This window comes from Bacillota bacterium, from assembly GCA_023511835.1.
Lineage (GTDB): Bacteria > Bacillota > Sulfobacillia > JAIMAT01 > JAIMAT01 > JAIMAT01.
In genome coordinates this window covers 1-24,089 of sequence record JAIMAT010000006.1, presented here as the reverse complement: position 1 = coordinate 24,089, position 24,089 = coordinate 1, and the positions used below count along the sequence as shown (strand labels likewise).

Sequence of the window (24,089 nt, the reverse complement as noted above, 5' to 3'; positions counted from 1 at the left end):
CCGATCCCTCCCTCGACGCCGTCCGTGCGGGTACGGCGCGATGGCGGCGACCTACCGCCCGACCGCCGGTCGCGGCTCGGACCCACGATACCTCAGCCCGCCGTACCCGCCAACCTCCCAGGCGCCCCCTCCTGATCATATCCCGCGTCGCGCTCCGGCGCCGCGGGGAGAGGCCTCGCGCCCTCCGCCGTGCGCGCCGCCAGCGGGTGGCGCTGTCGCAGCTCGGCCAGCAGCTCCGACCAGGCGACGCCCTCTGAGCGGAGGAGCAGGAGGAGGTGGAAGAGCAGGTCGGCCCCCTCCTCCACCAGTCGCCGGCGCCCTTCCGCCGCGGCCAGCACCACCTCCACCGCCTCCTCGCCCACCTTCTGGCGGAGCCGCGCGGCTCCACGCCGGGCCAGGCCGGCCACGTAGGAGCCGGGCGGGAGGTCGCGCAGGCGGGCGTCGAGCAGGCGTTCCAGGTCGTCCAGCCATGTGGCGGGCGGGTCGCCCCAGCAGCTGGGCGTGCCCAGGTGGCAGGCCGGCCCCTGCGGCAGCACGCGGTAGAGGAGCGCGTCGCCGTCGCAGTCCATGGAGACTTCCAGCACGCGCTGCTCGTGGCCCGAGCCCTCGCCCTTCCTCCAGAGGCGCCCGCGCGAGCGGCTCCAGAACCAGGCGCGGCCCTCCTCCAGCGTCCTGCGGAGCGCCTCCCGGTCGGCCCAGGCGAGCATCAGGAGGCGGCCGCTGTCGGCCTCCTGGACCACCACGGGGCAGAGGCCGCGCTCGTCCCAGCGGACGGCGCCGGGGTCGACCGGCCGCGCCCGGCCGCCGGCGAGGGGAAGGCCGGCCCCCGCGGCGGCCGCCGCGGGGGCGCTCGCCGGGCGTGCCGGGGCCGGGCGGACGGGGATGCCGGCCGCCTCGAGCGCGGCCTTCACCTCGGCGAGGCTCATGCCCCCGTAGTGGAAGCGCGAGGCCGCCAGCGCCGCGGCCGCCCGCGTGCGGCGGAAGAGCTCGACGAAGTCCTCCGCCCGCCCGGCGCCGCCCGAGGCGATGACGGGGACCGGCACGCGCCCGGCCACCGCCTCCACCAGCTCCAGGTCGAAGCCCTCGCCGGTGCCGTCCCGCGCCACCGAGGTGAGCAGGATCTCGCCGGCGCCGCGCCGGACGGCTTCCTCGGCCCAGGCGACGGCGTCCAGACCCGTGGGCCGGCTCCCGCCCTCCACCACCACTTCCCAGCGGAAGCCGGAGCCCGGCGGCGCCGGCCGCGCGTCCACCGCCACCACCACGCACTGGGCGCCGAAGCGGCGGGAGGCGCGCTCGATCAGCTCCGGGTGGCGGACGGCGGCGGTGTTGACCGATACCTTGTCGGCGCCGGCGCGGAGGAGGTCGGCCACGTCCTCCAGGTCGCGGACGCCGCCGCCCACCGCCAGGGGGACGAAGAGGCGGCGGGCGGTGCGGCGCACCGCCTCCAGCAGCGGGCCGCGGCCTTGCCGGGAGGCGTCGACGTCCAGGAAGACCACCTCGTCCGCCCCTTCCTCGCCGTAGCGGGCGGCCAGCTCGGCGGGATCGCCCGCGTCGCGCAGGTTCTCGAAGCGGACGCCCTTCACCACGCGGCCGTCGCGCACGTCCAGGCAGGGGATGACGCGCCGGTACCAGCTCACGTCCTCTCGCCTCCCAACCGGATCCGCCCCTCGTAGAGGGCGCGGCCGACGATCAGCCCGCGCAGGCCCCGCTCCTCCAGGGGGGCCGCCCGCTCCAGGTCCCGAGGGCCCGCCAGGCCGCCCGCCGCCCACCAGGCCAGGTCCGGCGGAAGGACGGCCAGGTAGGGGGCGGGGTCGAAGCCGGCCAAGGTGCCGTCGCGGGAGGCGTCGCTGAGGAGCACCTCGCGAAGACCCGCTTCCTGCCAGCGGCGGAGGAGGCGGCGCGGGTCGAGCGGCTCCTCCTCCCGCCAGCCGGCGGTGGCGGGGCGCCCGGCGCGCAGGTCGAGCTGCGCCGTCACCCGCCCGGGGCCCCAGCGCTCCAGCGCCGCCGCCAGCAGCTCCGGGTGGCGGACCGCCGCGGTACCCAGGACCGCCCGCCAGGCGCCGGCGGCGAAGGCGGCGGCCACGTCCTCGAGGCCGCGCAGACCGCCGCCCAGTTCGACGGGGACGCCCAGGGCGGCGATGCGTGCCACCAGCTCCAGCTGCGCCGGGCGTCCCTGCCGCGCGCCGTCCAGGTCGACCACGTGCAGGCGCCGGGCGCCCTCCGCCACCCAGCGCCGCGCCGCCTCCAGCGGGTCGAGGTCGAGGAGCCTGCGGCCGAAATCGCCCTGCTCCAGGCGGACCACCCGTCCGCCGAGCAGGTCCAGGGCGGGGACGATCAGCATCCGCACCGCCCCGCGAAGCGTGCGAGGAGGGCGAGGCCGGCGGTCCCGCTCTTCTCCGGGTGAAACTGGCTGCCCCAGAGGTTGCCGCGCGAGGCGGCGGCCGCCAGGCGCAGGCCGTTGTACTCCGCCCAGGCCCAGCGGAGGCCGTCCGACCGGCGGCCGTCTCCCCCGACGGCGACCGCGTAGCCGTGCACGAAGTAGAAGGGCTCGCCGGGCTCGGCGCCGAGGAGGGGGTCGGGCGGCTCGCCCTCCCAGAGCACCGGGTTCCAGCCCACGTGCGGCACCGGGTCGCCGGGCGGCAGCCGGCGGACGACGCCGGGGAGGAGACCGAGCCCGGGCAGCGGCCGGTCGGGGTCGGGGGCGCCTTCCTCGGAGCCGTCGAAGAGCAGCTGGAAGCCGAGGCAGATGCCGAGGAGGGGCATGCCCTCCCCAGCCAGGCGACGGAGGCTCTCGGCCACGCCGGTCTCGCGGAGACGCTCCATGGCAGGTCCGAAGGCGCCGACGCCGGGGAGGAGAAGGCCGTCGGCCTCCGCCAGCCGGGCGGGCGCGCCGGGCCCGGCCACGTCCACCAGGCGCCAGCGCGCGCCCACCGCGTCCAGCGCGGCGCCCAGGCTGAACAGGTTGCCGACGCCGTAGTCGATCACCGCGATGGACAGAGGCGCCACCTCCTCAACCGATCCGCCCCTTGGTGGAGGGGATCCCCCGCCGGCGGGGGTCGAACTCGACCGCTTGGCGGAGGGCGAGCGCCGCCGCCTTCCAAGTGGCCTCGAGCACGTGGTGCGGCTGGGAGCCCGCCAGCGTGCGGAGATGGAGCGTCAGGCGCCCCTCGGAAGCGACCGCACGCCAGAACTCGGCCGCCAGGTCGGTGTGGAAGAGGCCGAAGGCGCGGGAGGTCACCTCCACCCGCCAGTCGAGCAGGGGACGGCCGGAGAGGTCGACGGCCGCCAGCACCAGCGTCTCGTCCATGGGGAGCGCCGCCCAGCCGAAGCGGCGGATGCCGGCGTGGTCGCCCAGCGCTTGCTCCAGCGCCCGCCCCAGGCAGAGGCCGACGTCCTCCACCGTGTGGTGGGCGTCCACCTCCATGTCGCCCTCGGCCTCCACCTCCAGGTCGAAGAGGCCGTGGCGGGCGAAGGCGTCGAGGAGGTGCTCGAAGAAGGGGAGCCCGGTGCGCAGGACGGCGCTGCCGCTCCCGTCGAGCCCGATCCCGAGGCGGATCCGCGTCTCCCGCGTCGCCCGCTCCACCGTCGCCCGCCGGGCCGCCGGGCCGCCCGCCGGAGCGCCGCTCGCCTCTCCGCTCATGCCGTCGCCTCCCGCGCGCCCACCAGCTCCCGCAGCAGCGCCAACGCCCGCTCGTCCTCGTCCGGCCGCCCGACGCTCCAGCGGAGCGCCCGCTCCAGACGAGGCACCTGGTCGCCGAAGTAGCGGAGCGCCACCCCGCGCCGGTCCAGCGCCCGCCAGAGCGACCGCGCCTCCCAACCGCTCCGGCGCGGGTCGACCTCGAAGAGGAGGAAGTTGGCCGCGCTCGGCGCCACCGCCAGCCCCGGGATCCGCCCGAGCTCCGCCGCCAGCCGCTCCCGCTCGGCGACGATCGCCTGCCGCCAGCCCGCCACCACCCCGAGACGCTCGCGCTCCAGCAGCATGAGCCCGGCCTCGACGGCGGCGGCGTTGACCGTGTAGGGCGCCAGCGACGCGCGCAGGCGCTCCACCGCCTCCGGCCGGCCCAGCACGTAGCCCAGCCGGAGGCCGGCCAGGCCGAAGGCCTTGGAGAGGGTTCGGCTGACCAGGAGGCGCGGGTACCGGTCCACCAGCCCGAGCGCGCTCTCTCCCGCAAACTCGAAGTAGGCCTCGTCGACCAGCACCCAGGCGCCCGTGGCGGCGGCCGCCTCCACCGCCTCCAGCGGCCAGAGGTTGCCGGTGGGGTTGTTCGGCCGGCAGAGGAAGGCCAGCACCTCCCGGCCCGCCGCCCGCTCCTCCGCCAGCGCCGCCCGGAGCGCCGCCGCGTCCACCTCCCAGCGCTCTCCCAGCGGCACCGGCCGCGCCCGCCTCCCGGTCACCTCCGCCGCCTGAGGGTACATGGCGAAGCCGGGCTCCAGGTAGACCACCGCCTCCCCGGGCCGGGTGAACGCCAGCACCGCCGCCAGGAGCGCCTCGTCCGAGCCGTTGGTGGCCAGCACAGCCAGCTCGCCGGTGGGCGGCGGCGAGGCGCTCTCTCGGCCGTAGCGGGCGAGCGCCGCCTCCAGCTCCCCCCGCCGTCGCGGGTAGCGGCCGAGCCCGTGCGCCGCCAGCCGCCGCGCCAGCTCGGCGAGCCACTCCTCCGGCCAGGGGTAGGGGTTCTCGTTCCGGTCCAGCTCCAGCCTCTCCACGCCTCTCACGCCCCGTCTCCCCCGCCCGCCCCCGCTCCGGCCAGGTGCTCCAGGCGAGCCTCGGCGCTCCGCGCGTGGTTCTCCAGGCCCTCCGCCCTGGCCAGCCGGACCGCCGCCCCCGCCCAGGCGGAGAGCCCGGCCGGGCTGCCGGCGAACTCCTGCTGCAGGCGCAGGAAGGTGTGGACGCCCAGCCCGCTCGCCCAGCGGGCCGTGCCGCCGGTGGGGAGGATGTGGTTCGTGCCGCCGCTGTAGTCGCCCGCCGCCACCGGCGACCAGGGGCCGACGAAGACCGCCCCGGCCGTCCGCACGCGCTCCGCCCAGGCCCTGGCCGCGCCCTCCTCCATCAGCAGCACCAGGTGCTCGGGCGCGATGCGGGCGACGGCGGCCAGCGCCTCCTCTTCCGCGGGCAGGGCGGCCACCGGCCGGTCGAGCCTCTCGGCCCGGCCGAGGAGGCGCGGCAGCTGGGCGGTCGAGCTCGAGAGGGCCGCCTCGACCACCTCCCGCCGGGGGACGGAGGGAAGCCGCCCGGCCAGCGCCCGCCCCACCGCCGTGGCTGTCTCGAAGGCGAGGGCGCCGGCGGCCAGGGCGAAGACGCGCGCCGCCGGGTCATGCTCCGCCTGCTGGAGGAGCTCCAGCGCCGCCAGCTCCGCCCAGCGGGGCTCGTCCAGCACCACCAGAACCTCGCTCGGGCCCGCCAGGCCGTCCAGGCCCACCTCGCCGTAGAGCTGCCGCTTCGCCTCGGTCACCCAGGCGTTGCCCGGACCCACCACCAGGTCGACGCGGGGCACGCTCTGGGTTCCGAGGGCCAGGGCGGCCACCGCCTGCGCGCCCCCCAGGCGGAAGACCCGCTCCACGCCCGCCAGGCGCGCCGCCACCAGCACCAGCGGATCGGGTAGGCCCCCTCCGCGCACCGGCGTGGTCAGGAAGCAGGAGCGCACCCCGGCCACCCGCGCCGGGATCGCCGCCATCAGCACCGTCGACGGGTAGCGGGCGCGCCCCCCCGGGACGTAGATGCCGACGCGCTCCACCGGGAGCCAGCGGAAGCGGCAGAGGTTCCCCGCCCCGTCCGCCCAGACGGCGTCCTGCAGCGCCTGGCGCTGGGCGCGGGCGGCCGCCTCGATGCGCGCCGCCGCCAGCTCCAGCGCCGCCACCGCCTCGGGCGCCGCCTCGCGCTCGCCGCGGGCGCGCTCCTCCTCGCTCAGCTCGAAGGGCGCCCCGCCCAGCCCGTCCAGGCGGTCGGCCCAGCGGCGGACGGCCGCGTCGCCTTCGGCCCGCACCTCTTCGAGGATGCGGGCGACGCCGGCGCGGAGGTCGACCGCCGCGCCCGCGCCGACCCCCTCCGCCGGGCTCACCGGGCCGCCACCTCCCCCGCGGCCCGCGCGCCCAGGCGGCGCTCCAGCTCGGCCAGGAGCGGGCGCTTCCAGCGCAGGCTGACCGGGTTGACGATCCAGCGGGCGCTGACGGGGAGGACTTCCTCGACGGCGACGAGGCCGCTGGCGCGGAGGGTGGCGCCGGTCTGCACCAGGTCGACGACGGCCGCCGCCATGCCCACCGTGGCCGCCACCTCCACCGAGCCGCGCAACTCCAGGACCCGCGGCCTCAGCCCGTGGCGCTCCAGGAAGTGCCGCCGCGCCAGGCGCGGGTACTTGGTGGCGACGGTCAGTCCGGCCGCCGCCTCCTCCAGGAGTTCCGGCCAGCGGCCGGCCTCCGCGCGGCGGACGGCCACCACCATGCGGCAGCGCCCGAAGCCCAGGTCCAGGCGCTCCAGGACGCCCTGCGGCTCCTCGACCAGCGCGTCCTTGCCGGTGATGCCGGCGTCGGCCGCGCCCTCGCGGACGTAGCTGGGCACGTCGGAGGGCCGCACCCAGAGCAGGCGCAGGTCCCGGCCGAAGGCGGAGCCGGGCAGGAGCCGGACCAGCTCCTGCTCTCCCGTCCCTTCGGGTACCGCCAGGCCGCCGGCGCGCAGGGCGCCGGCCGCCTCCTCCGCCAGGCGACCCTTGGGGAGCGCCAGCGTGAGGAGCGCTTCGCCCGCCTGCGGCCCGCCCGCGCTCAGTGCCGCGGCGACCATGCACCCGCCCCCTCCCCGGCGGCCTCCCCTTGCGCCCCGCCCCGCTCCGCCTCGCCGGCCGTCGGGCGGCCGAGCCAGCGCTCGCCGCCCGCCTCGAGACGGAGGAGCCGGGGAGAGGCGCCGGCCTCCGCCGCCTCCCGCGCCCAGCGGAAGGCGGTCACCTCGTCGGGCGCCAACGCCACCGCGTAGCCCGCGCGCCGGAGCGCGGCCAGGCGCGGCCAGACCGCCGCCGGCGGGGCCCCGGCGGGGAAGGCGACCACGTCGGGGGAGGCTTCCTCGGGACGGGGAGCGAGGCCGCTGAGAAGCGCCGCCAGGCGGTCGACGTCCAGCGCGAAACCGACGCCCCCCAGCCCGCCGCCGGGAAGCCGGTAGCGGCCGCCGTAGCCCAGCGGCTGCCCCTGGGCGGGGACGGTCAGCTCGAAGACCGGCCCCTCGTAGTACGGCCAGCGGCCCACCAGCTGCAGGTCCACCTCCAGCGCCTCGCCCAGTCCCAGCGCCGCCAGGTGCTCCAGGAGCGCGAGGAAGCGGTCGCGCTCCCCGCCTCCGTCGCCCACCGCCAGCAGCCGCTCACGCGCCCGCGCCAGGCCGCCGCCCAACCCGGCCAGTCCGGCGCGGTCGAGGCGGGCCGCGCGCACCTGGTCGCCGCCGCGCAGCGCCTCCAGGAGCGTGGCCACGCCCGCCTCGCCCGACCCCGGCAGCCCCGCCGCCCGCTCCAGCTCCTCGACCAGCGCCGTATCGCCCAGGGCGACGCGGGCGGGCCCCAGCCCCAGGGCCCGCAGCACGTCGACGGCCGCTCCCACCGCCTCCGCGTCGCCCAGCGGAGCCGGGGCGCCCAGGTACTCGGCGCCCGCCTGCCCGAGAGCAACCGGCTCGCCCTCCTCGTCCCGCCGCACCACGGCGGTGGCGTAGGCAAGGCGGAGACCCGCGCCGGAGCCGGGCAGGCCGGAGGCGCGCCGCAGGAGCGCCGTGGTGGCGTCGTAGCGGAGGCGCCAGGAGCGCCCTCCCCCGTCCATCAGGCGGACCGCCCCGAACCACCGCTCCTCCTCGCCCAGGTGACCCGCCTCGCCCGCCGCGGGGCCGAGGCTCTCCTCCACCGCCTCGAGCAGCGGCGTCTCCACCCCGCGGTACCCCCACCGGGCCAGGACGTCCAGGACGGTCCGCTCGATGCGATGACGGAGGACGGCGGAACCGGCGCCGCCGTCCAGCCAAGTCGGAGCCGACATGCCAGCGCCCCTCGCTTCACTGCTTTATCACGACAAAGTGATGAACCTGGAGTCGACTCTAACGCCGGCAAGTGGCAGTGTCAACACGACGGGGCTGCAGGCCGACCGGGCCGCCAGGCCTTCGGCATCTGTGGCGCCCGCGCGACTCCCGGCCGGGAGGACCGAACCGGCTCTCGCGCTGGAGCGCTTCCGCCAGGCGCTGGAGTCCGGGGAGCAGGCCTTCCTCGCCGAACACCGGCTGGTCGGCCTCGTGCGCAGGCTGGGCCCGGGCGTCCGCTGGCCCCTGATCGAGGCGGCGCTGCGGCAGTACGCGGAGAACGAGCACCGGCTGCTCATCGTCCACCGCGCCGTCCAGCTCATGGACGAGACGGACGGCTGGCGGTATGCCGAGCCGCTCCTCCGCTCGGCCGTGCAGTACCTCGCCAGCCGGCCCGACACCTGCGCGGCTGAGCAGGCGCTGGAGCTGGCGGACGGCCTCGGGGACCCGCCCCGCGAAGGGCCGCTGGACGAGAGAGCGCCCTTGGACCTGACCGATCGCCTCGTCGCATGCGCCTACAGGGAGGAAGTCGCGCTCCTGCTGGAGGCGGTGCGCGGCGGGCTCGCCGACGCCACCCTGCTGGAGGCGCTGGCCCTGGCCGGCTCCACCATGCTGCTCCGGTCGGGCTGGGACGCCCACGCGGTGACCGGCCTCCACTCCGTCCTCGACCTGCTCCGGGAGGCGCGCGCGCCGGAGGAGCTCCGGCGCCTGGCGCGGCTGGTCGGCCTGAGCAGCCAGCGAACCCGCCGCCAGAAGGCGGTGCGCGACAGCTGGGCCGGTCTGCCCGAGCCGATCGGCGGCCCCTCGACGACCCTGGAGGAGGTGACCGCCTCCGTGCTCTCGGACGCCTCCGGCCTCGAGGCCGCCTCCGCGGCCCGCAGCTACCTGCTGCAGGGCGGCGACGCGGAGGCTCTGGTCGTCCGGCTGATGGAGATCGCGCTGGAGACGTCCGGCCCCTTCGAGGTCCTCCACAACGTGAAGATGCTCTGGGGGCTGTACGGCGAGTACCGGCAGTCCCGCTGGCGGAGCGCTGGCGCCACCTGGCGGCCGGCGCCCGCGCGGTCGCCCGCAGCGTCGACCCGGACCCCGAGGCCGCCGGGGCCATCCTGGCGATGTGGCCCAGGCGGGCCTTGTACTACGAGAGGCGCCACGGAAGCTGAGGAACGGGACGGGGCTCGGCCGGCGCTCCGCCTACGCGTCGCCCGGCCCCTGGCCCGGCTCCCGCTCGGCGCGTAGCCTCCGGATCACCCGCCGGTAGCCGTCGTTCCCGTACTGGAGGAAGCGGTTGACGCGGGCGATGGTGGCGGGGCTCATGCCCGTTCGGCGCTCGATCTCCTCGTACGTCCGGCCCTCCGCCAGCAGCTCCGCCACCCGGAAGCGCTGGGCCATGGCGCGGAGCTCGCCCACCGTGCAGAGATCGGCGAAGAAGCGATAGCAGTCCTCCCGGTCGCGCAGGCTGAGGACCGCCTCGAAGAGGCGATCCATCTCCGGGCTCTCCAGCGGGCTCTCGAAGGCCACGCCGCCCTCCACCCTTCGCCCCGGGCCGGTCACGCCGGCCGACGGCTCAGCCTCACCCGCCCGGGCGCCGGTAGCGGACCACCTGGACGGCGCGCCCCGCCTCCGGAGGCGGCTGGTCCCCCCGCGCCCGCCCCACGCTCACCCGCGCCCGGCGGCTCCGGAGGAGGTTCTCGTCCCCCCGGGGCTTCTCCTCCGCGGAGGCGCCGTCCTCCGGGGCGGGAGGGGCCACCGGCTCCGGCTCCGCGGCCGAAGGCCCTGCCATCGTCCCCTCTTCCCCCGCGGCCACCGCTTCCGGCGCGGCCTCCTCCCCCGCTCCCGTCGTCTCCGCCCGGCGCCCCTCCTCGGCCGCCCGGGCCCATGCACCCGCCTCCGCCGCCGCGGCCGCCTGTCGCGCCGCCTCCGCCAGGCGCGCCAGCCCCTGGCCGAGCCGCGCCCAGTCGGCCGGCGGGCGTGGCGCCGTGTCCGCCAGCCCGCGCAAGACGGCTCGCACCAGCTCCAGGCCCCCTCCCTCCGCGAGCGACCCCTCCAGGCGGAAGGCGACCTTGGCACCACCCCGCCAGGGACGCCAGCGCGCCTCGACCGGCAGACCCGCCTCGGCCAGGCGCGTGGCCATCCTCCGCGCCACACGGCGCGGCCAGGCGAAGGGGAGCGGGCCGTAGATGAGGCGCAGGGATGTCGACCGGGCGGGAAGGACGTCGACCACCAGCAGGAGCTCCTGCTCCAGGGGCGGTTCGCCCACCGTGCAGGCCGCGCCCAGGGCGGCCAGGCGCTGCCCCAGCTCGGCCGCCAGCTCGCCCGACGGCTCGTTGCCCGCCCGGAGGGCGACGGTCAGGCCGGCCAGCGACCGTTCCAGCCGGAGCGCTTCGGGGCCCGCCGGCTCGACGGCCAGCCCGCAGCCCTCCAGCAGGAGGGCGAGCGGCTCCCCCCAGCTCCCCGGCCAGGGGCATCGCTCGCCATCCGGCAGGATCACCTCGCGCACCCAATCCACCCCGGGCACCCCGCCGCCAGGCTATGCGGCGCGCGCAACCGCGGCGACCGCGGGGGGCGACCGGTCCTCCCGCCACCCTCCCGGAGCTGGCGCGGCTCTCAGTGCCCGAGGAAGAGGACCGAGACCGCCACCCCCCGCGCCGTCGGCGCCACGCCGACGCCCACGGTGTCGAAGCGGGGATCGAGCAGGTTGGCCCGGTGCGGCGCGCTGCCCATGAACATGGCCATGGCGTAGTCCACGTCGCGGGCCAGGGCGATGTTCTCCGCGCCCATGAGAGCCGCCCGGATGCCGGCCGCCCGCTCCATGTCGACGGGCAGCCCGTAGGTGGGCGAGCGGTGGTCGAAGTAGCCCAGGCTCGCCATCTCGTCCGCCTTCTCCTCGGCCAGCCGCTCCAGCAGCGGGTCGACCGCCAGCGGCCGGAGGCCCGCCTGTACCCGCGCCTGGTTGATCAGGCTGACCAGGCGCGCCTCAGCCGGGCGCGGCGTGGCCGTCGCCTGCTGCGCGCCCGCGCCCGGCGAGGCCTGGCCGCCGGGCTGCACGCCGCTCCCGGTGCCGGACGCGCCCTGCGGGCCCGTCGCCGGAGCTTCCGCAGCCGGATTCGCGGGTCGCCAGGGGGACCCAGGCGTGGCGACCAGCCTCGGCGCGGAGAGGAGGCGCCCCTCGGCGTCCAGGTACCACGAGGCCGCAACCGTCCGCGAAGCGGGCGGCGCGAGGAGGAGGAGAAGAGCCCCCGCCAGCCCCGCGGCCAGGCTGCCCAGTACCCGTCCCCGGAGCAGACCTGGCCTGCCCGCCACCCTCCGTCCGGTCATTGGCATCGTCTCCCAGGAAAAGTGTGGTCTGGTACTCATGGACAGCCTATCCGGGGATATCCGGGAGGACAATCGGCAACTCCTGGATGGTGCCGCAGGCGGCCCGGGGAAGCCAGCTCCCCTCCCAGTCGGCGTGCCCCCTCAGGGGCGGCGCCACCCGCAGCCACGCCCCTGCCAGCAGCTCGTCGACCGGCCGGAGCTCCCACACCCCCTCCGCCTCCGCCAAGCGCCAGACGAGAGCGCCGCCGCCCGACCGCCAGACGGCCAGGGTCTCCCCGCCTCCGCCGTCCGGGTGACGCCGCGACACGGCCCAGTGCCCGCGGGGCAGGCGCTCCGAGCCGGGAAGGGGTGCCCCCGGCCTCCAGGCGGAGCCCGGCCAGGGGCCGGCGGCGCGAGTGCGGATCTCCACGGGCTCCTCCGGCCGGGCCAGTACCAGGTAGACGCGACCCGCGCAGACCGCGAGGCCGGACCGCTCCGGATCGAAGCCCTCGAGCGGCTGGAGGGGCAGCCGGAGTTCCCCGTCGATGGAGAGGCTGCCCAAGCAGAGCAGCTGGCGCGGATCGGCCGTCTTTCCAGGGCCCGGGGACGGGCGGGGGCGCAGCAGGAAGAGGACCTCGTCGCCCAGCCCCGCCGCCTCCAGGCGGAGCGGAGCCGCCCCCAGGCCCGCCTCCGTCAAGTGGAGCGCCACCTTCGTCTCCCAGGCCGGAGGCAGCCGGAGCTCGAGACGCCCGCCTTCCGACAGGAGCATCAGCGCCGCCAGGCGCTCCGACCCGCGCTCCAGCGCCACCACCGCGGCGTCCAGGATGGCGACCGCGCCGGTTCCGGCCTCCGCCTCCTCCGCCCCGAACGGCCGCCAAGGTCCTTCCGGGCGGCGCGCCACCCACCAGTCCCGGGGTCGTCCGCCTGCCCCCTGCAGGAGGAAGAGCGGCCTCCGTCCCCCGGCGACCAGGAGCCTGTCGGCGCCCGGAGGTGCGGACAGCCACCGGAGGTCTCCGCCCCACGGCAGAAGCCAGCCTTCGACGCCTTCGCCCCGCCCGCCGCCTCTCTCCGGGGCGCCCGCCGCGTGAACGCCGGGGGCGCCCGCGAGGCTGGCCGAGCGGCGCCGTCGGTCGCGGATCACCCGTTGTCCACCCGCTTCATAGGCTGGGGTCGACGAAGCCCGAAGGAGGTCTATGAACGATGGCGGACGAGAAACCCCTTGAGGCGGCGCAGGTGACGCCGGGTCCCTACCCCGGCGGTGTCCCGACGCCGACCGAGGTCGACTGCATCCTCGTCGACAAGGTGTACGACTACTGCTCCCAGGCGGACTCCCGCGACGCCACCTTCACCATTCCGCTGACCTGCCTGCCGCCCGTACCCGCCGGGACGACCGTCGACTGCGCCACCGGTACGCCCGCCTGCACGCTGGGCACGCCCGTGCCCATCCCGTCGCAGCCCGGCTTCGTCAACGTCTCGGTCGTCGTCACGGTCCCGCTCACCTTCACGCTGATCAACCCGGACGGGACCACGCGCTGCACCTTTACCGACACCTTCACCGCAGCCAAGACGGTGACGCTCTATGCGCCGACGGGCACCACCATCGACTGCGAGGTCACCTCGGCCAGCTGCGGCCCCTGCACCGTGACGGAGACGCAGATCTTCTGCACGATCGGGTTCTGCCTCCTGTTGGAGTCGACGGCCCGGGTGAAGCTGCTGGTACCCACCTACGGATTCTGCGCGCCCTCCGAATGCGTTGTCTCCCCGCTGCCGCCGCAGCCCTGCCCGCCCCCGTACCCGCCGCAGTTTACGCCGACTCCGGCCGCCGCGTCGCGAAAGTCCAGCGGTGCCTGAACGGGAAGGGCGGGGCGGTGCCCTTGGCGGCACCCGCCCCGCCCCCGGTCCGGCGGGCCTCACGGCCCGGGTTGGCGACGTGCGCTACTTCCGCGCCAGGAGGCGGACCGTGAAGGGGCGCGGCTCCGCCTTGATCCCCGCGCCCAGACGCCTTGCCATCTCGCCCAGCATGCGGTAGGCCTCCGGCTCACCGGCGAGCAGCTCCGCGCCCCGCGTCGACTCGCCCGCCACGCCCCATGCGAGGCAGAAGGCGAGCAGGTCGCGGAAGGCGGGCCGCGGCGAGGCCGGCCCACCCCGCCCGTCGCCCACCCGGTCGGCGAGCGGCGTCAGGAGGGGCGTCAGGAAGTCGAAGCGGTCGTCGATCACCAGCCGCCTCGTCAGGGCCGCCCCATCCGCCCCCGACGCCTCGCACTCCCGGAGGAAGGCGCTCAGGCTGCTCGAGTCCACCAGGCCGAGCGGTTCCTCCCCTTCCTCGGCGGAGAGAGCCACCTGAAGCGCCTCCGCGGTCCAGACGCGCACGGGCGACGAGCCGGGGAGCCGCTCGCCGCCCGCGCCGGCCGCCGCCTCGCCGTTCTCCGCCCGGCTGCGGCGCCTGACCCGCTGCCGGTTGTTCCGCGTCAGGCGCCCCTGATCGAGCTGGAGGAGCCACTGCTGGAGTGCCTGAAGCTGTCCGCGCCCGACTTCACCGGGCGCGAGGTCGAGGCGCAGGGAGGGGCGGATGTCCCTCCACGTCCAGCGACCGGGAGGAAGCTCCCATCCGGTCAGGCCGCCCGGCGCCACCGTCAACATCCACTGCACCGAACCGAGCGCGCGGATGTAGCGCTCGTAGAGGGGAGGAGGCGGTTCCAGGCGCCCTTCCTCACCGATGGCGATCATGGCCACGGGCACGCCGTCGCGATCGAAGAGCGTCAGGTCGGGAAGCTCGTCGCCGACCAGGTTGCCGGCGAGGACGTCCGCAGGGTCGTAGCCGAGCGGCGACAGCAACAGTTCCTGGACCAGTCCCAGCACCTGGACGAAGTCCCCGGCGCCCGCCAGCGCCGCGACGAAGTCGCCCAGCTCGGACGTTCGCGAATGGCGGGCCATGCCTTCGAGCTTGCGCCTCCCTGCGTGCCGCGATTCGGCGGCAGGGGCGGCCACCCCTTCAAGCGCTCCGGGGGCCGCGAGCGAGCGGCGGCTCCCGCGGCCCCGTCTCTTCATTCGGTCGAAATGGCCGGGTCGACCTGCTCCATCTCGGGGAGGAGCGCCAGGAAGTGCTCCTGGGGCGAGGCGGCCAACTCCCGGATCCGCGCCGCTTCCTCGGGCTGACCGGAGGCTTCCAGCTCCAGCGCGTACTCGCCCAGCAGCTCGCGCACGTCCCCCACGCCGCGCTGGCCCAGGGGCGCGAGGCGGACGCGCGCCCCCTTGGCGATGCGGCGGCGGAGCGCCGCCTCGTCCAGGCCCCAGGCGGGCTCGTGGCGCAGGTAGACGACGCCGCCGGTCATCCCCGAGCAGAGCCAGGGGCCGGGATCGCCCAGGACGACGGCCCGACCGGCCGTCATGTACTCGAAGCCGAAGCCCTTGATGTTGGCCCGGGCGGCCAGGCAGCCCAGCTCGTCGCGCAGCGGCCGCGCCGGCTCGCCTCCCAGCACCACGTCGGCGCCCGAGAGGCGGATGCCGAAGCGGGCGTCGGCGCTCCCTTGGACTAGAAAGAGCCCGCGCTGCGCCCCGTAGGCGAAGCCCTTGCCCACGCTGCCGCCCAGCCAGCGGCCCTGCGCGTTCCGCCGCTTGAGGACGACCACGCGGCCGCCCAGCGCCGTCCGGGCCGCCCCGTCCTGGGCGCCGCCGGCCGCCCGCCAGCTCTCGCCGTGGAGGCTGAAGGCGCCGAACCCCTGCGGCGCGATGCCGTCACTCGTCTCGCTGCGCGCCCGCCGCGGGGCGAAGAGCTCCAGCGGGTCGGCCAGGCGCGGCCCCTCCGCCGGCGCCGGCCGGCTCTCCTCTTCCGCCAGCGGCTGGCCGGCGGCCGCCGCCTCGCGCAGGAGCTCCTCCGCCCCCTCCTTCCCGGCGGGCGGCCTCTCGCCCGCCGCCTCGGCCGCCAGCCGGACGGTCTCGCGGCCGCCGGTCCCCTCGCCCGGACCGGCGGCGACGGAGGGGAGCGGCGCGGGCCCGGCCGCGGGCCGGATCAGGGCGGCCAGGCCGAGGCGCCTCCCCTCGCGGGCGGGGACCAGGCGCCAGCTCTGCCCGACCAGCTCCTGGGCGCGGCGCACGCCCAGCTCGGCGACGCGCGCGCGCAGCGCCTCGGCCAGGGCCGAGAAGAAGCGGACCAGGCGCTCCACCGCCTCCTCGTAGTCCAGCGGCTCGAAGTTGCGCAGGCCGCGCGCCTGCGCCTCGGCACGGTCGCGGATCTGGGTGGCGATGCCCACGTGGCAGGTGTCGGTCTGGCAGGAGCGGCAGGCGGTACAGCCCACCGCCACCATGGCCATGGTGCCGAAGCCGCAGCGGTTGGCTCCCAGGAGCATGAGCCGCAGGACGTCCTCGGCCGACTTGAGGCCGCCGTCGGCCCAGATCTCCACGCGCGCGCGCAGGCCGGCCTCCACCAGCGCGCGGTGGACCTCGCTGACGCCGATCTCCACGGGAAGCCCGGCGCGGCGGATGGCGTGGAGGCGGGCGGCGCCGGTGCCCCCGTCGAAGCCGGAGAGGGTGATGATGTCGGCTCCCGCCTTGGCGATGCCGACGCCGATGGTGCCGATGTTGGGCACCACCGGCACCTTGACCGCCACGCGCAGGCCGGGCCGGACCCGTTTCAGCGTGGCGATCAGCTCGGCCAGGTCCTCGATGGAGTAGAGGTCGTGGTTGTTGGAGGGCGAGATCAAGTCGACGCCGGGGCGCGCGTTCCGCGCCCGCGCCACCTGGGGTGAGACCTTCCTGCCGGGGAGATGCCCGCCCTCGCCGGGCTTGGCGCCCTGCCCGATCTTGATCTCGGCCATCCAGGCGCCTTCCAGCAGCGCCCGGTGGACCCCGAAGCGCCCCGAGGCCACCTGGATGCCGCGGTTCCGCGGATAGCGCCCCACCAGGTCGGGGATCTCGCCGCCCTCGCCGTTGAGCGCCACCATGTCGAGGCGTGCCGCCGCCTCCGCGTAGGCGCGGTAGGCCGTCTCCCCCTGGCTCCCGAAGGACATGGAGCTGATCTCGAAAGGAAGCGCGTGCGGCCCCACGGAGAGGTCGACCTCGCGCGGCTCCACCCCCTTCAGCGGTGTGGCCACCTCCAGCGCGTGGCGCAGGCTGATCGGCTCGCGCTCGGCCAGCTCCTCCAGCCGCCGCTCGTACTCCGCCGCCTCGAGGCGCCCCAGCGCCAGCTCGCCGCCCAGCCGCCAGACGCGCGAGAACCAGCGCGGCGGCTGAGCCAGCCGGTCGTCGCCCTCGCCGCGGGCGACCCGGTAGCGTTCCAGCGCGTCATGCGCCAGACGGGCCCATCCCTCCCCCGGCGGCGCGGGGACAAAAGCCGGCATGTCGAAGTAGTCCACCAGCTCGCCCGGCAGGCCCACCGAGCTCATCAGGCGCCCGTACCCGCGCAGCTCGTGGATGCCCAGCGTGGAGAGCACCTTCTCCACGCCCGCCGCCAGCGCCCGCACCAGGCGCCGCAGCGCCGCCTCCTCCGCCTCCCCGCGGGGCGCGCCCGCCGGAGCTTCCTGTTCCGCCGCCGCGCGCACGCCCACCTCCCAGAGGCGGTAGGGGTTGAGCGCGTCCGCGCCGAGGGCGAGGGCCAGCATCAGGTCATGCAGGTTGCGCAGGGCGCCGGAGCGGACCAGCAGGGTGGTACCGCGGCGGAGCCCGGCCAGGCGGAGCGCCCGGTCGACGGCCGCCATCGCCAGGTGGACGTCGAGCGGCAGCGCCCCCGGGGCGAAGAGGCGGCGGTCGTCCAGCAGCAGCACGGCCGCCCCGCCGCGGACGGCCTCCACGGCCGCCGAGGCCAGGCGCTCCATCCCCCGCCGCGGGCCCTCGCCGACGCCGAAGAGCGGCTCGAGGACGGTCACCTGCTCGCCACGGCGACCGAACTCCTCCAGCAGCTCCTCCAGGCGGCAGGTGCCGAACTCCTCGGCCACCGCCCGCTCCCGCTCGCAAGGAAGGAGCCCCCGGCCTCCGGCGGCGCCCCCCAAAAGGAGGGGCAGGCGGAGCTCCACCGCCTCGCGGTCGGCCGGATGGTCGAGCCGCGGCCGCCGCCCGAGGAGCGTGCGCGTCGAGAAGTGCTCCACCTCGCGCTCGCGATCGATGGCGGGATTGGTCACCACCGCCACCGTCTCGTGGAAGAAGTCGGCCAGGTTGACGCGCTGGCGGCTGAGCGCGGCCAGGGGTCCGTCGTAACCCAGCGAGCCGATGGGTTCGGCGCCGGTGCCCGCCTCGGCCAGCGCCAGGCGCACGTCCTCCGGCTCCCAGCCCAGCGCCGCCAGGACGGGCTGCCTGCGGCTCCAGGCGTCGCGCAGGCGGAGGCCGCCCGCACCCTCCAGCGGCCGGTCGTTGGGAAGGTCGCCGGCCGCCCGACTGCCGCCGGCGCCGGGCAAGGACGGCTCGCCGCCCTCCCCGGGCAGCGGGGCGGCCGCCTCCCGCCGGCGCAGCCCCGCTTCCAGGGCGGCCCGGCGGAAGCCGGCGGGGAAGCCCCGGCGGCGGCGCTCGGCCAGGACGACGCGGCGGAGCGCCGGATAGTCGAGCCAGCGGGCACCCGTCCGCGTCAGCAGGAGTCCGTTCTTCTCGCCCGGGGCGAGGGCGACGGGCTCCTCCACCAGCTGCTCGAAGGGGACGACGCGCGGCTCGGAGGCGAAGAGGAGGGCGTCGCCGGTCTCCAGACGCCAGAGGGGCCGCAGTCCGAGGGCGTCCACCGCCGCCAGGAACCGGTCGCCGTCCCGCGCCAGGAGCGCCGCCGGCCCCTGGGCGTAGGGGCCCCAGGCCTGGCGGTGCCAGGCGTAGAGGTCCTGGAGCTCGGCCGGCAGCGTGAAGATCTCGTTGTGCAGCGGCGGCTGGAGAAGCTCGGCCGCCTCCCAGAGGCTGAAGCCGTACCGCCGGACGAGGGCGGCCAGCACCCGGTCCAGGTCCTGGGAGTCGGAGCCGTCGCGCGAGAGCGGGATGTCGGCCAGGCGGGCTTCCTCGCGCAGGCGGGCGATGGTGTTGATCTCGCCGTTGTGCCCCAGGAACCAGAAGGGCTGGACGCGCGAGAAGGTGCTGCTGGTGTTGGTGGAGTACCGGCTGTGCCCCAGCGCCGAGCGCGTGGCGAAGGCGGGATCGCCCAGGTCGCGGTAGTACCCGCGGAGCGTCTCCGGCCCGCCGCGCACCTTGTAGACGGCGGAACGGGTGCTGAGAGAGACCACCTCCAGCCCCTCGTCGGCAAAGAGCTGCTCGAGCCGGAGCGCCAGCCTCCATCCCTCGGCCTCGGACTCGCCGCCGCCCCCCCCGGGAAGCAGCCCGCCCACCTGCCAGAAGAGCGGCTCCTCGGCCCGCCCGCGCGGGCCCAGGAGCGAGGTCTCCACCTCGTCCAGCACCTCGGCCAGGAGCCGAAAGCCCTCCACCGCCAAGCGCTCCCGGACGCGCGCGCGAAGCGCCTCCCCCTCGCGGCCCGCCTCGCGCCCGCCGGTCAGGAAGAAGTGCGCCACCGCGAACTCCCGCCGTTCCGCCAGGGCCGGCTCGCAGCCGGCCTCCGCCAGCCTCCGCTGCCAGAGCGCGCGCGGCAGGTCGACCAGCACGCCCGCCCCGTCGCCCTCGCGCCACTCCCCGTCGCCGACCCAGCCGGCGCGGTGCTCCATCCGCTCCAGGGCAGCCAGCGCCATCTCCAGCGGGCCGCGCGAGGGCTCCGCCCCCCGCCCCGCCACGAGCACCAGCGCGCAGGCGTCATGTTCGGCCCTCTCCGGCACCTCGCCAGCCCCCTTCCCGCGTCCGGGAAGGCCTCCGATCGCTCGGCAGGCCGCGACATCGGCCGGCGGCCGGACAGGACCGCGGGCGGCAGGGCCGCCCCCAACCGGTTCTCGGGCGCGAAGGCGATCGCGCCCTCCCACCTGGGGCCCGGACCCGACGCCCCCCGATCCGGATCCGCCGGCTCCAGATGGTCTCTCCCGGCGACGACAGGGATGTTGGTGCGCATTATATGGGCTGGCCGCGGACGGGTCAACGCCGGATCGACGGTTCTCGTTGTTTGCAAGCCGTTTGTACCGTTATTCTCACGGGCACAGGTGGCCTCCTGACAGGAAAGCGTCCAACCCGTCCCGCCGTGGCGAGGAGTCGCACGCCGCGGAACGCCACGGCTCCCGGTCCGCCACCCTTTGACCGCCGCCGGGAAGCGCATGGTATAATCCGCCTGCTTTCGCACGGCTTCGTCCTGTGGAATGCCTGTCCGTCCCGCGAGCGGAGCTCGCCGCGCCGCCCGCGAAGCCTTCCGGAAGGGGGTGGCCACCGTGCCCTGCCGACGGCCCGGATCGGGCTCCATCTTCATCCTCCGGCTCCGTTCCCGCCGCAGCCGGGGAGAGGCGGTCGGCCGCCCGCGCCGGCCCTGGCGGCGGATCCGGTAGGCGCCGCCGGGCGTACGCAAGGAGCCTGCGTCGAGCGGTCCCGGCCCGGTGGGCGGGACCGTTTTTCGTCAGTCCATCGTTGTCCGACCGTCAGGGGAGGCGAACGTCATGCTGCCGTCCTCTCTACGCGCGCCCGGCGGCGGCGCTCCAGCCCGGCCGGCCGCCTCCGCGGGGGCGCTCGCCGTCCGCTGTCAAGGCGTGGTCAAGCGTTTCCGCGAACCGGAGGAGCCCGACGGGCCGGCGGGCCGGCTCGGACTGCTGGGCCGGCTGGGCCGCCGGAGGCGCGCCGTGGAGGCGCTCTCCGGGGTCGACTTGGCGGTCCCCACCGGCAGCATCTACGGGGTGCTGGGTGCCAACGGCTCCGGGAAGTCGACGCTGATCCGCCTCCTGGCCACGCTCCTCCTCCCGGACGAGGGACGGCTGGAGGTCTTCGGGCACGACGTGGTGCGCGAGCCCGCCGCGGTGCGCAGGCGGATCAACAGGGTCTCGGTGGAGGCTTCCTTTTTCAAGACGCTGAGCGCCTGGGAGAACCTGCTCTACGCGGCGCGCCTCTACGGCCTGGCGCCGGGGGAGGCGCGCGAGCGGAGCGCCGCCGTCCTGGAGCGGCTTGGACTGCCCGCGCAGAAGCTGCACGCGCGCGTCGAGACGCTCTCGCGCGGCCAGCAGCAGAAGGTGGCGGTGGCGCGGGCGCTCCTGACGGCGCCCGACCTGCTCCTGCTGGACGAGCCGACCACGGGCCTCGACCCGCGCTCCAAGCGCGAGGTGCAGGACTTCCTGCGGGAGGTGCACGAGGAAGCGGGCACCACCATCCTCCTGACCACCCACGACATGGACGAGGTGGAGCGGCTCTGCGGGCGCGTCGCCATCCTGGACGGCGGCCGCGTGGTGGCGGAGGGGACGGTGGCCGAGCTGAAGCTGCGCTTCGCGGGAAGCGAGAGCGCCGACATGGAGGAGGTCTTTCTGCGGTGCACGAGCTGATCGCCGGCTGGGGGCTGGTGGAGCGGAACCTGCATCTGATCCGCCGCTACCTCAGCTGGGAGGCCGTGGACTTTTTCTACAACGTGGTCAACGCGGTGACCATCGCCCTGATCGGCGTGCGGGGCGGCCCCTCCATGGTCCTCTACCTCCTGGTGGGGGCGCTCCTGTGGAACTTCCTGTCCATCATCTTCAACGAGGTGGCCAACTCGGTCCAGTGGGAGCGCTGGGAGGGGACCATCGAGTACACCTTCATGGCGCCGATCCGGCGCCTCACCTACCTGCTGGGCGTCTCCGCCTGGGCGGTGCTCTACGCCACGCTGCGCACGGGGCTGGTGCTGGCCGTGGTGGCGCTCTTCTTCCGCATGCCGCTCCGCGCCGCCGACCTGGGGGCGGCGCTGGTGGTCCTGCTGGTGGCCAGCGCCAGCTTCGTCGGCATCGGCTTGGTGGCGGCCATCCTGCCGCTGATGTCGCCGGAGCGGGGCGCCCAGGCGACGCACATCGTGCAGGGCGCGCTGCTCCTGGTCTCGGGCGTCTACTACGAGGTGTCGGCGCTGCCCGCCTGGCTGCAGCCGCTCTCCTGGCTCTCGCCGGCCACCTACACGCTCCGCGCGGAGCGGGCGGCGCTCCTGCACGGGGCGGGGCTGGGCGAGCTCCTGCCGGCGCTGGGCACGCTCCTGCTCTTCGCCCTGATCACCATCCCCGCCGGCTACGCCGCCTTCCGCGCCGCCGAGCGGTACGCGCTCCGCACGGGGCGCCTGCACCGGAACGGATGAGGCGCGCGGCGCCGGCCGCCCCGCGCCAGCCGACGTACTTCCTCGGGTCCTGCGGGACGCCGTCCACCCGCACCTCGAAGTGGAGGTGGGGGCCGGTCGCCCGGCCGGTCTCGCCCACGCGGCCGATCACCGGGCCCACCTGGACCGCCTCCCCCTGGCGGACCAGGACGGCCGAGAGGTGGGCAGAGAGCGTGGAGAGAGCGTTGCCGTGGACGAGGAGGACGGTGTTGCCTAGCCGTTCATCCAGCCGGTGAAGAAGACGACGCCCGCTCCCGCCGCGGGGACCGGCGTCCCCTCCGGGGCGGCCAGGTCCATGCCGGTGTGCATCCGCACCTGCTTGAGGATGGGGTCGTAGTTCTCGCCGAAAGGGCGCGTCACCACATAGGAGGCGAGCGGCCAGGAAAGGCCGGTGGCCGGGTTGACGGCCCCGCCGCCCGTACCGCCCGCAGCGGAGGCGCCCGCGCCGCGCGAGGAGGCCACGCGCAGGGCGGCCAGCTGGGCTGCGCACGCCGTCTCGTACCGTCGCTCCAGGCGCGCCAGTTCGGCCTGGACGGCCTGGCTCTCCCTCACCTGCTCGTCGCAGGCGGCCTGCAGCCGGTCCGCCGCCTGCCGGTAACTGGCGTAGACCACCGGCTGACGCGCGGCGCGGGTGGCCAGCCTCGCCTCGGCCGACGCCACCTGCCAGGCCAGCGCCGCCACCCGGGCCACCTGCCGCCGCCTCGGCGTCCGCGCGGCGACTCTCCGCCTGCACTTGGCGCGGGAGGTCGACGTCGGCGCGGGCGACGCGGGCCAGCGCGTCCGGACGCGTGGCGAAGTCGAAGAAGTCGCGCGCGCCGAGGAGGACGTCCAGCCACGAGACCGGCCCGCTCTCGTAGGTGAGGCGGAGCTCCTCTCCCAGGAGCCGTCGGCGTCTGGCCAGATCCGCCCGGCTGGCGGCCAGCACCTGCTCCAGCCGGTGCAGGCGCGCCCGGGCTTGCGCCAGCTCCTGCCGGAGTCCGGCCACCTCCTGGCGGGACGAGCGAAGCTCGGCGGCGAGACGCTTCCACTCGGCCCGGGCGGCGGCCGCCTGCGAGCGGGCCGCGTCCAGCCGGCTGCGGGTCTCGCTGCTTCTGGCCTGGCTGGCGCGGAGCCGGCTCTGGGCCGCCTCCATCTGGCGCTGGATGACGGCGGGATTGGCCGCGGGTGCTGCCGCGGCCCGGGTCGGGAAGGGAAGCCCGCTCAGCACCAGCCCGTCCAGGAGGGCGGCGAGCGCCCTTCTGCGAGGCGGGCTTGTCTTCATGGCAGGCGGGCTTTCCACCCGCCGTCCGTCGTCTCCTGTCGCCTTCGGTTACGACCGGGTTACAGGCGTCGGCCGCGCCCCCGACCCCACGGCCTGCCGGGCAGGGCCCCCCTTCCCGCCCCGCGAAGTAGCCATCTCGCGGCACGGGGCGCGCGTGCACGACCCGTCCGACGCTCGCGAGGGAGGCGGTCGAGGTGAAGGCCGTACGGATCTTCGGCTACAACGAGCCGGTCCGCCTGGTGGACGTCCCCGAACCGAGGATCGAGGGGCCGTTCGACGTGATCGTCAAGATCGCCGGCGCCGGCGTCTGCCGGACCGACCTGCACATCCTCGAGGGGATCTGGCGCGAGGCGCTGGGCGACCCGAAGCTTCCCTACACCATCGGCCACGAGAACGCCGGCTGGATCGAGGAAGTGGGCCCGGCCGTCACGGGCCTCCGCAGGGGCGATCCCGTCATTCTCCACCCGCTCAACAGCTGCGGCTTCTGCCTCGCCTGCCGGGCCGGCAACGACATGCACTGCCTCGACGCCCGCTTCCCCGGTCTGGACGGCACCGACGGCGGCTACGCCGAGTACCTGAAGACGAGCGCCCGCTCGGTGGTCAAGCTGGCCCCGGGCACCGACCCGGCGCCGCTCGCCCCCTTCGCCGACGCCGGCATCACCGCCTACCACGCGGTGAAGAAGATCGCCCCGCTGGCCTACCCCGGGAGCGTGGTGGTGGTGATCGGCGTCGGCGGCCTCGGCCACTTCGCCGTCCAGCTGGTGCGCGCCATGACCACCGCCCGCGTGGTGGCGGTGGACACCCGGCCCGAGCGGCTGGAACTGGCCCGCCAGCTCGGCGCCGACCACGGCGTCCCGGCCGGCGAGGACGGCGGCGTGGCCGCCGTGCTGGAGTATACGGACGGCACCGGGGCCGACGTAGTCCTCGACTTCGTCGGCGAGCACGGCACGCCGGAGAAGGCGCTCCGGATGCTGCGCAAGGGCGGGACCTACTCCATCGTCGGCTACGGCGGCGTGGTGGCGCCGACGACGCTGGAGATGATCAACCGCGAGCTGAACATCGTCGGCAACCTGGTGGGCACCTACAACGACCTGGTGGAGCTGATGGAGCTGCACCGCCAGGGGAAGGTGACCATCCGCAGCCAGACCTTCCCTCTGGCCGAGGCGCAGGCGGTGCTCGAGGAGCTGGACGCCGGGAAGATCGTGGGGCGGGCGGTGCTGGTGCCGTAGCCAACCGACCCGCTGTCAGGAGCCGCCGGCGGGCGCGGCCGCATCCGCCGGCGCCGCCTCCACCAGCGTCCCGTGGAAGGTGGCGCCACCGCCCAGGTCGGCCGGCCGCTGCGACGTGAGCGCGTT

General features: G+C 76.1%; 19 protein-coding genes and 1 pseudogene. 5 read left to right on the top strand and 15 right to left on the bottom strand.

Annotated elements, in window-relative coordinates:
• Window positions 1–92: 92 nt before the first annotated feature.
• Genes hisF through K6U79_02185 form a run of 8 tightly spaced genes read right to left on the bottom strand, consistent with a single transcriptional unit; the run spans window position 93 to window position 7,995 of the window.
• On the bottom strand, window positions 93–1,637 hold the full coding sequence (gene hisF, locus K6U79_02220) for an imidazole glycerol phosphate synthase subunit HisF (protein MCL6521177.1): 1,545 nt from the start codon (window positions 1,635–1,637) through the stop codon (window positions 93–95).
• A complete protein-coding gene (locus K6U79_02215) occupies window positions 1,634–2,341 on the bottom strand; it encodes a 1-(5-phosphoribosyl)-5-[(5-phosphoribosylamino)methylideneamino] imidazole-4-carboxamide isomerase (protein MCL6521176.1) in 708 nt (235 codons plus the stop codon). Before K6U79_02215 ends, hisF begins: the two co-directional genes overlap by 4 nt.
• A complete protein-coding gene (gene hisH / locus K6U79_02210; protein MCL6521175.1) occupies window positions 2,335–2,991 on the bottom strand; it encodes an imidazole glycerol phosphate synthase subunit HisH in 657 nt (218 codons plus the stop codon). The genes K6U79_02215 and hisH overlap by 7 nt, the downstream gene beginning before the upstream one ends.
• A 19-nt stretch (window positions 2,992–3,010) precedes the next feature.
• Window positions 3,011–3,640, bottom strand: a complete 630-nt coding sequence (gene hisB / locus K6U79_02205) for an imidazoleglycerol-phosphate dehydratase HisB (GenBank protein ID MCL6521174.1) — start codon at window positions 3,638–3,640, stop codon at window positions 3,011–3,013.
• Window positions 3,637–4,713: an aminotransferase class I/II-fold pyridoxal phosphate-dependent enzyme gene (locus K6U79_02200; GenBank protein ID MCL6521173.1), complete on the bottom strand. Its 1,077-nt coding sequence runs from the start codon at window positions 4,711–4,713 to the stop codon at window positions 3,637–3,639. The genes hisB and K6U79_02200 overlap by 4 nt, the downstream gene beginning before the upstream one ends.
• The gene (hisD, locus tag K6U79_02195) at window positions 4,710–6,056 is read right to left on the bottom strand and encodes a histidinol dehydrogenase (GenBank protein MCL6521172.1); all 1,347 of its coding nucleotides are present in this window, start codon (window positions 6,054–6,056) and stop codon (window positions 4,710–4,712) included. The genes K6U79_02200 and hisD overlap by 4 nt, the downstream gene beginning before the upstream one ends.
• Complete coding sequence (gene hisG / locus K6U79_02190; GenBank protein MCL6521171.1) at window positions 6,053–6,772, bottom strand: ATP phosphoribosyltransferase; 720 nt, start codon at window positions 6,770–6,772, stop codon at window positions 6,053–6,055. Before hisG ends, hisD begins: the two co-directional genes overlap by 4 nt.
• Entirely contained in the window at window positions 6,754–7,995 is a 1,242-nt protein-coding gene (locus tag K6U79_02185; GenBank protein MCL6521170.1) for an ATP phosphoribosyltransferase regulatory subunit, read from the bottom strand. The genes hisG and K6U79_02185 overlap by 19 nt, the downstream gene beginning before the upstream one ends.
• Here K6U79_02185 and K6U79_02180 point away from each other — a divergent pair.
• Entirely contained in the window at window positions 7,994–9,268 is a 1,275-nt protein-coding gene (locus K6U79_02180; protein MCL6521169.1) for a hypothetical protein, read from the top strand. The genes K6U79_02185 and K6U79_02180 overlap by 2 nt on opposite strands.
• Here the strand turns inward: K6U79_02180 and K6U79_02175 are convergent.
• The 4 genes from K6U79_02175 to K6U79_02160 form a co-directional block, all read right to left on the bottom strand.
• Window positions 9,224–9,517: a hypothetical protein gene (locus tag K6U79_02175; protein MCL6521168.1), complete on the bottom strand. Its 294-nt coding sequence runs from the start codon at window positions 9,515–9,517 to the stop codon at window positions 9,224–9,226. The genes K6U79_02180 and K6U79_02175 overlap by 45 nt on opposite strands.
• Before the next feature lie 85 nt (window positions 9,518–9,602).
• Window positions 9,603–10,538 (bottom strand): hypothetical protein, encoded by a 936-nt coding sequence (locus tag K6U79_02170; protein MCL6521167.1) that lies wholly within the window; start codon window positions 10,536–10,538, stop codon window positions 9,603–9,605.
• Between the two features lie 98 nt (window positions 10,539–10,636).
• Complete coding sequence (locus K6U79_02165; protein ID MCL6521166.1) at window positions 10,637–11,347, bottom strand: CAP domain-containing protein; 711 nt, start codon at window positions 11,345–11,347, stop codon at window positions 10,637–10,639.
• A 46-nt stretch (window positions 11,348–11,393) separates the two neighbouring features.
• The gene (locus K6U79_02160; protein ID MCL6521165.1) at window positions 11,394–12,227 is read right to left on the bottom strand and encodes a hypothetical protein; all 834 of its coding nucleotides are present in this window, start codon (window positions 12,225–12,227) and stop codon (window positions 11,394–11,396) included.
• A gap of 299 nt (window positions 12,228–12,526) precedes the next feature.
• Between K6U79_02160 and K6U79_02155 the strand changes: the two genes are divergently transcribed.
• The gene (locus K6U79_02155) at window positions 12,527–13,177 is read left to right on the top strand and encodes a hypothetical protein (GenBank protein MCL6521164.1); all 651 of its coding nucleotides are present in this window, start codon (window positions 12,527–12,529) and stop codon (window positions 13,175–13,177) included.
• 84 nt (window positions 13,178–13,261) lie between these two features.
• Here the strand turns inward: K6U79_02155 and K6U79_02150 are convergent, their stop codons facing one another.
• Window positions 13,262–14,260, bottom strand: coding sequence for a hypothetical protein (locus K6U79_02150; GenBank protein ID MCL6521163.1), 999 nt, complete (start codon window positions 14,258–14,260; stop codon window positions 13,262–13,264).
• Window positions 14,261–14,370: 110 nt separating this feature from the next.
• Window positions 14,371–19,032: pseudogene (locus tag K6U79_02145) on the bottom strand (hypothetical protein).
• A gap of 780 nt (window positions 19,033–19,812) precedes the next feature.
• Here K6U79_02145 and K6U79_02140 point away from each other — a divergent pair.
• Both K6U79_02140 and K6U79_02135 read left to right on the top strand, forming a co-directional pair.
• Window positions 19,813–20,682 (top strand): ABC transporter ATP-binding protein, encoded by an 870-nt coding sequence (locus K6U79_02140; GenBank protein ID MCL6521162.1) that lies wholly within the window; start codon window positions 19,813–19,815, stop codon window positions 20,680–20,682.
• The gene (locus K6U79_02135) at window positions 20,670–21,455 is read left to right on the top strand and encodes an ABC transporter permease (protein ID MCL6521161.1); all 786 of its coding nucleotides are present in this window, start codon (window positions 20,670–20,672) and stop codon (window positions 21,453–21,455) included. Before K6U79_02140 ends, K6U79_02135 begins: the two co-directional genes overlap by 13 nt.
• Here the strand turns inward: K6U79_02135 and K6U79_02130 are convergent.
• Window positions 21,373–22,734 (bottom strand): peptidoglycan DD-metalloendopeptidase family protein, encoded by a 1,362-nt coding sequence (locus K6U79_02130; GenBank protein ID MCL6521160.1) that lies wholly within the window; start codon window positions 22,732–22,734, stop codon window positions 21,373–21,375. The two genes, K6U79_02135 and K6U79_02130, sit on opposite strands and share 83 nt — an antisense overlap.
• Window positions 22,735–22,928: 194 nt before the next feature.
• On the opposite strand from K6U79_02130, the gene K6U79_02125 reads away from it, so the two are divergent.
• Complete coding sequence (locus K6U79_02125) at window positions 22,929–23,963, top strand: NAD(P)-dependent alcohol dehydrogenase (GenBank protein ID MCL6521159.1); 1,035 nt, start codon at window positions 22,929–22,931, stop codon at window positions 23,961–23,963.
• The last annotated feature ends 126 nt before the right edge of the window (window positions 23,964–24,089 follow it).

Bases quoted from the DNA above. Each gene is read 5' to 3' on its own strand.
- K6U79_02165 (MCL6521166.1), bottom strand. From the start codon at position 11,347: ATGACCGGACGGAGGGTGGCGGGCAGGCCAGGTCTGCTCCGGGGACGG.
- hisG (MCL6521171.1), bottom strand. From the start codon at position 6,772: ATGGTCGCCGCGGCACTGAGCGCGGGCGGGCCGCAGGCGGGCGAAGCG.
- K6U79_02155 (MCL6521164.1), top strand. From the start codon at position 12,527: ATGGCGGACGAGAAACCCCTTGAGGCGGCGCAGGTGACGCCGGGTCCC.
- K6U79_02215 (MCL6521176.1), bottom strand. From the start codon at position 2,341: ATGCTGATCGTCCCCGCCCTGGACCTGCTCGGCGGACGGGTGGTCCGC.
- K6U79_02180 (MCL6521169.1), top strand. From the start codon at position 7,994: ATGCCAGCGCCCCTCGCTTCACTGCTTTATCACGACAAAGTGATGAAC.
- K6U79_02140 (MCL6521162.1), top strand. From the start codon at position 19,813: ATGCTGCCGTCCTCTCTACGCGCGCCCGGCGGCGGCGCTCCAGCCCGG.
- K6U79_02150 (MCL6521163.1), bottom strand. From the start codon at position 14,260: ATGGCCCGCCATTCGCGAACGTCCGAGCTGGGCGACTTCGTCGCGGCG.
- K6U79_02175 (MCL6521168.1), bottom strand. From the start codon at position 9,517: ATGGATCGCCTCTTCGAGGCGGTCCTCAGCCTGCGCGACCGGGAGGAC.
- K6U79_02130 (MCL6521160.1), bottom strand. From the start codon at position 22,734: ATGAAGACAAGCCCGCCTCGCAGAAGGGCGCTCGCCGCCCTCCTGGAC.
- hisB (MCL6521174.1), bottom strand. From the start codon at position 3,640: ATGAGCGGAGAGGCGAGCGGCGCTCCGGCGGGCGGCCCGGCGGCCCGG.
- K6U79_02185 (MCL6521170.1), bottom strand. From the start codon at position 7,995: ATGTCGGCTCCGACTTGGCTGGACGGCGGCGCCGGTTCCGCCGTCCTC.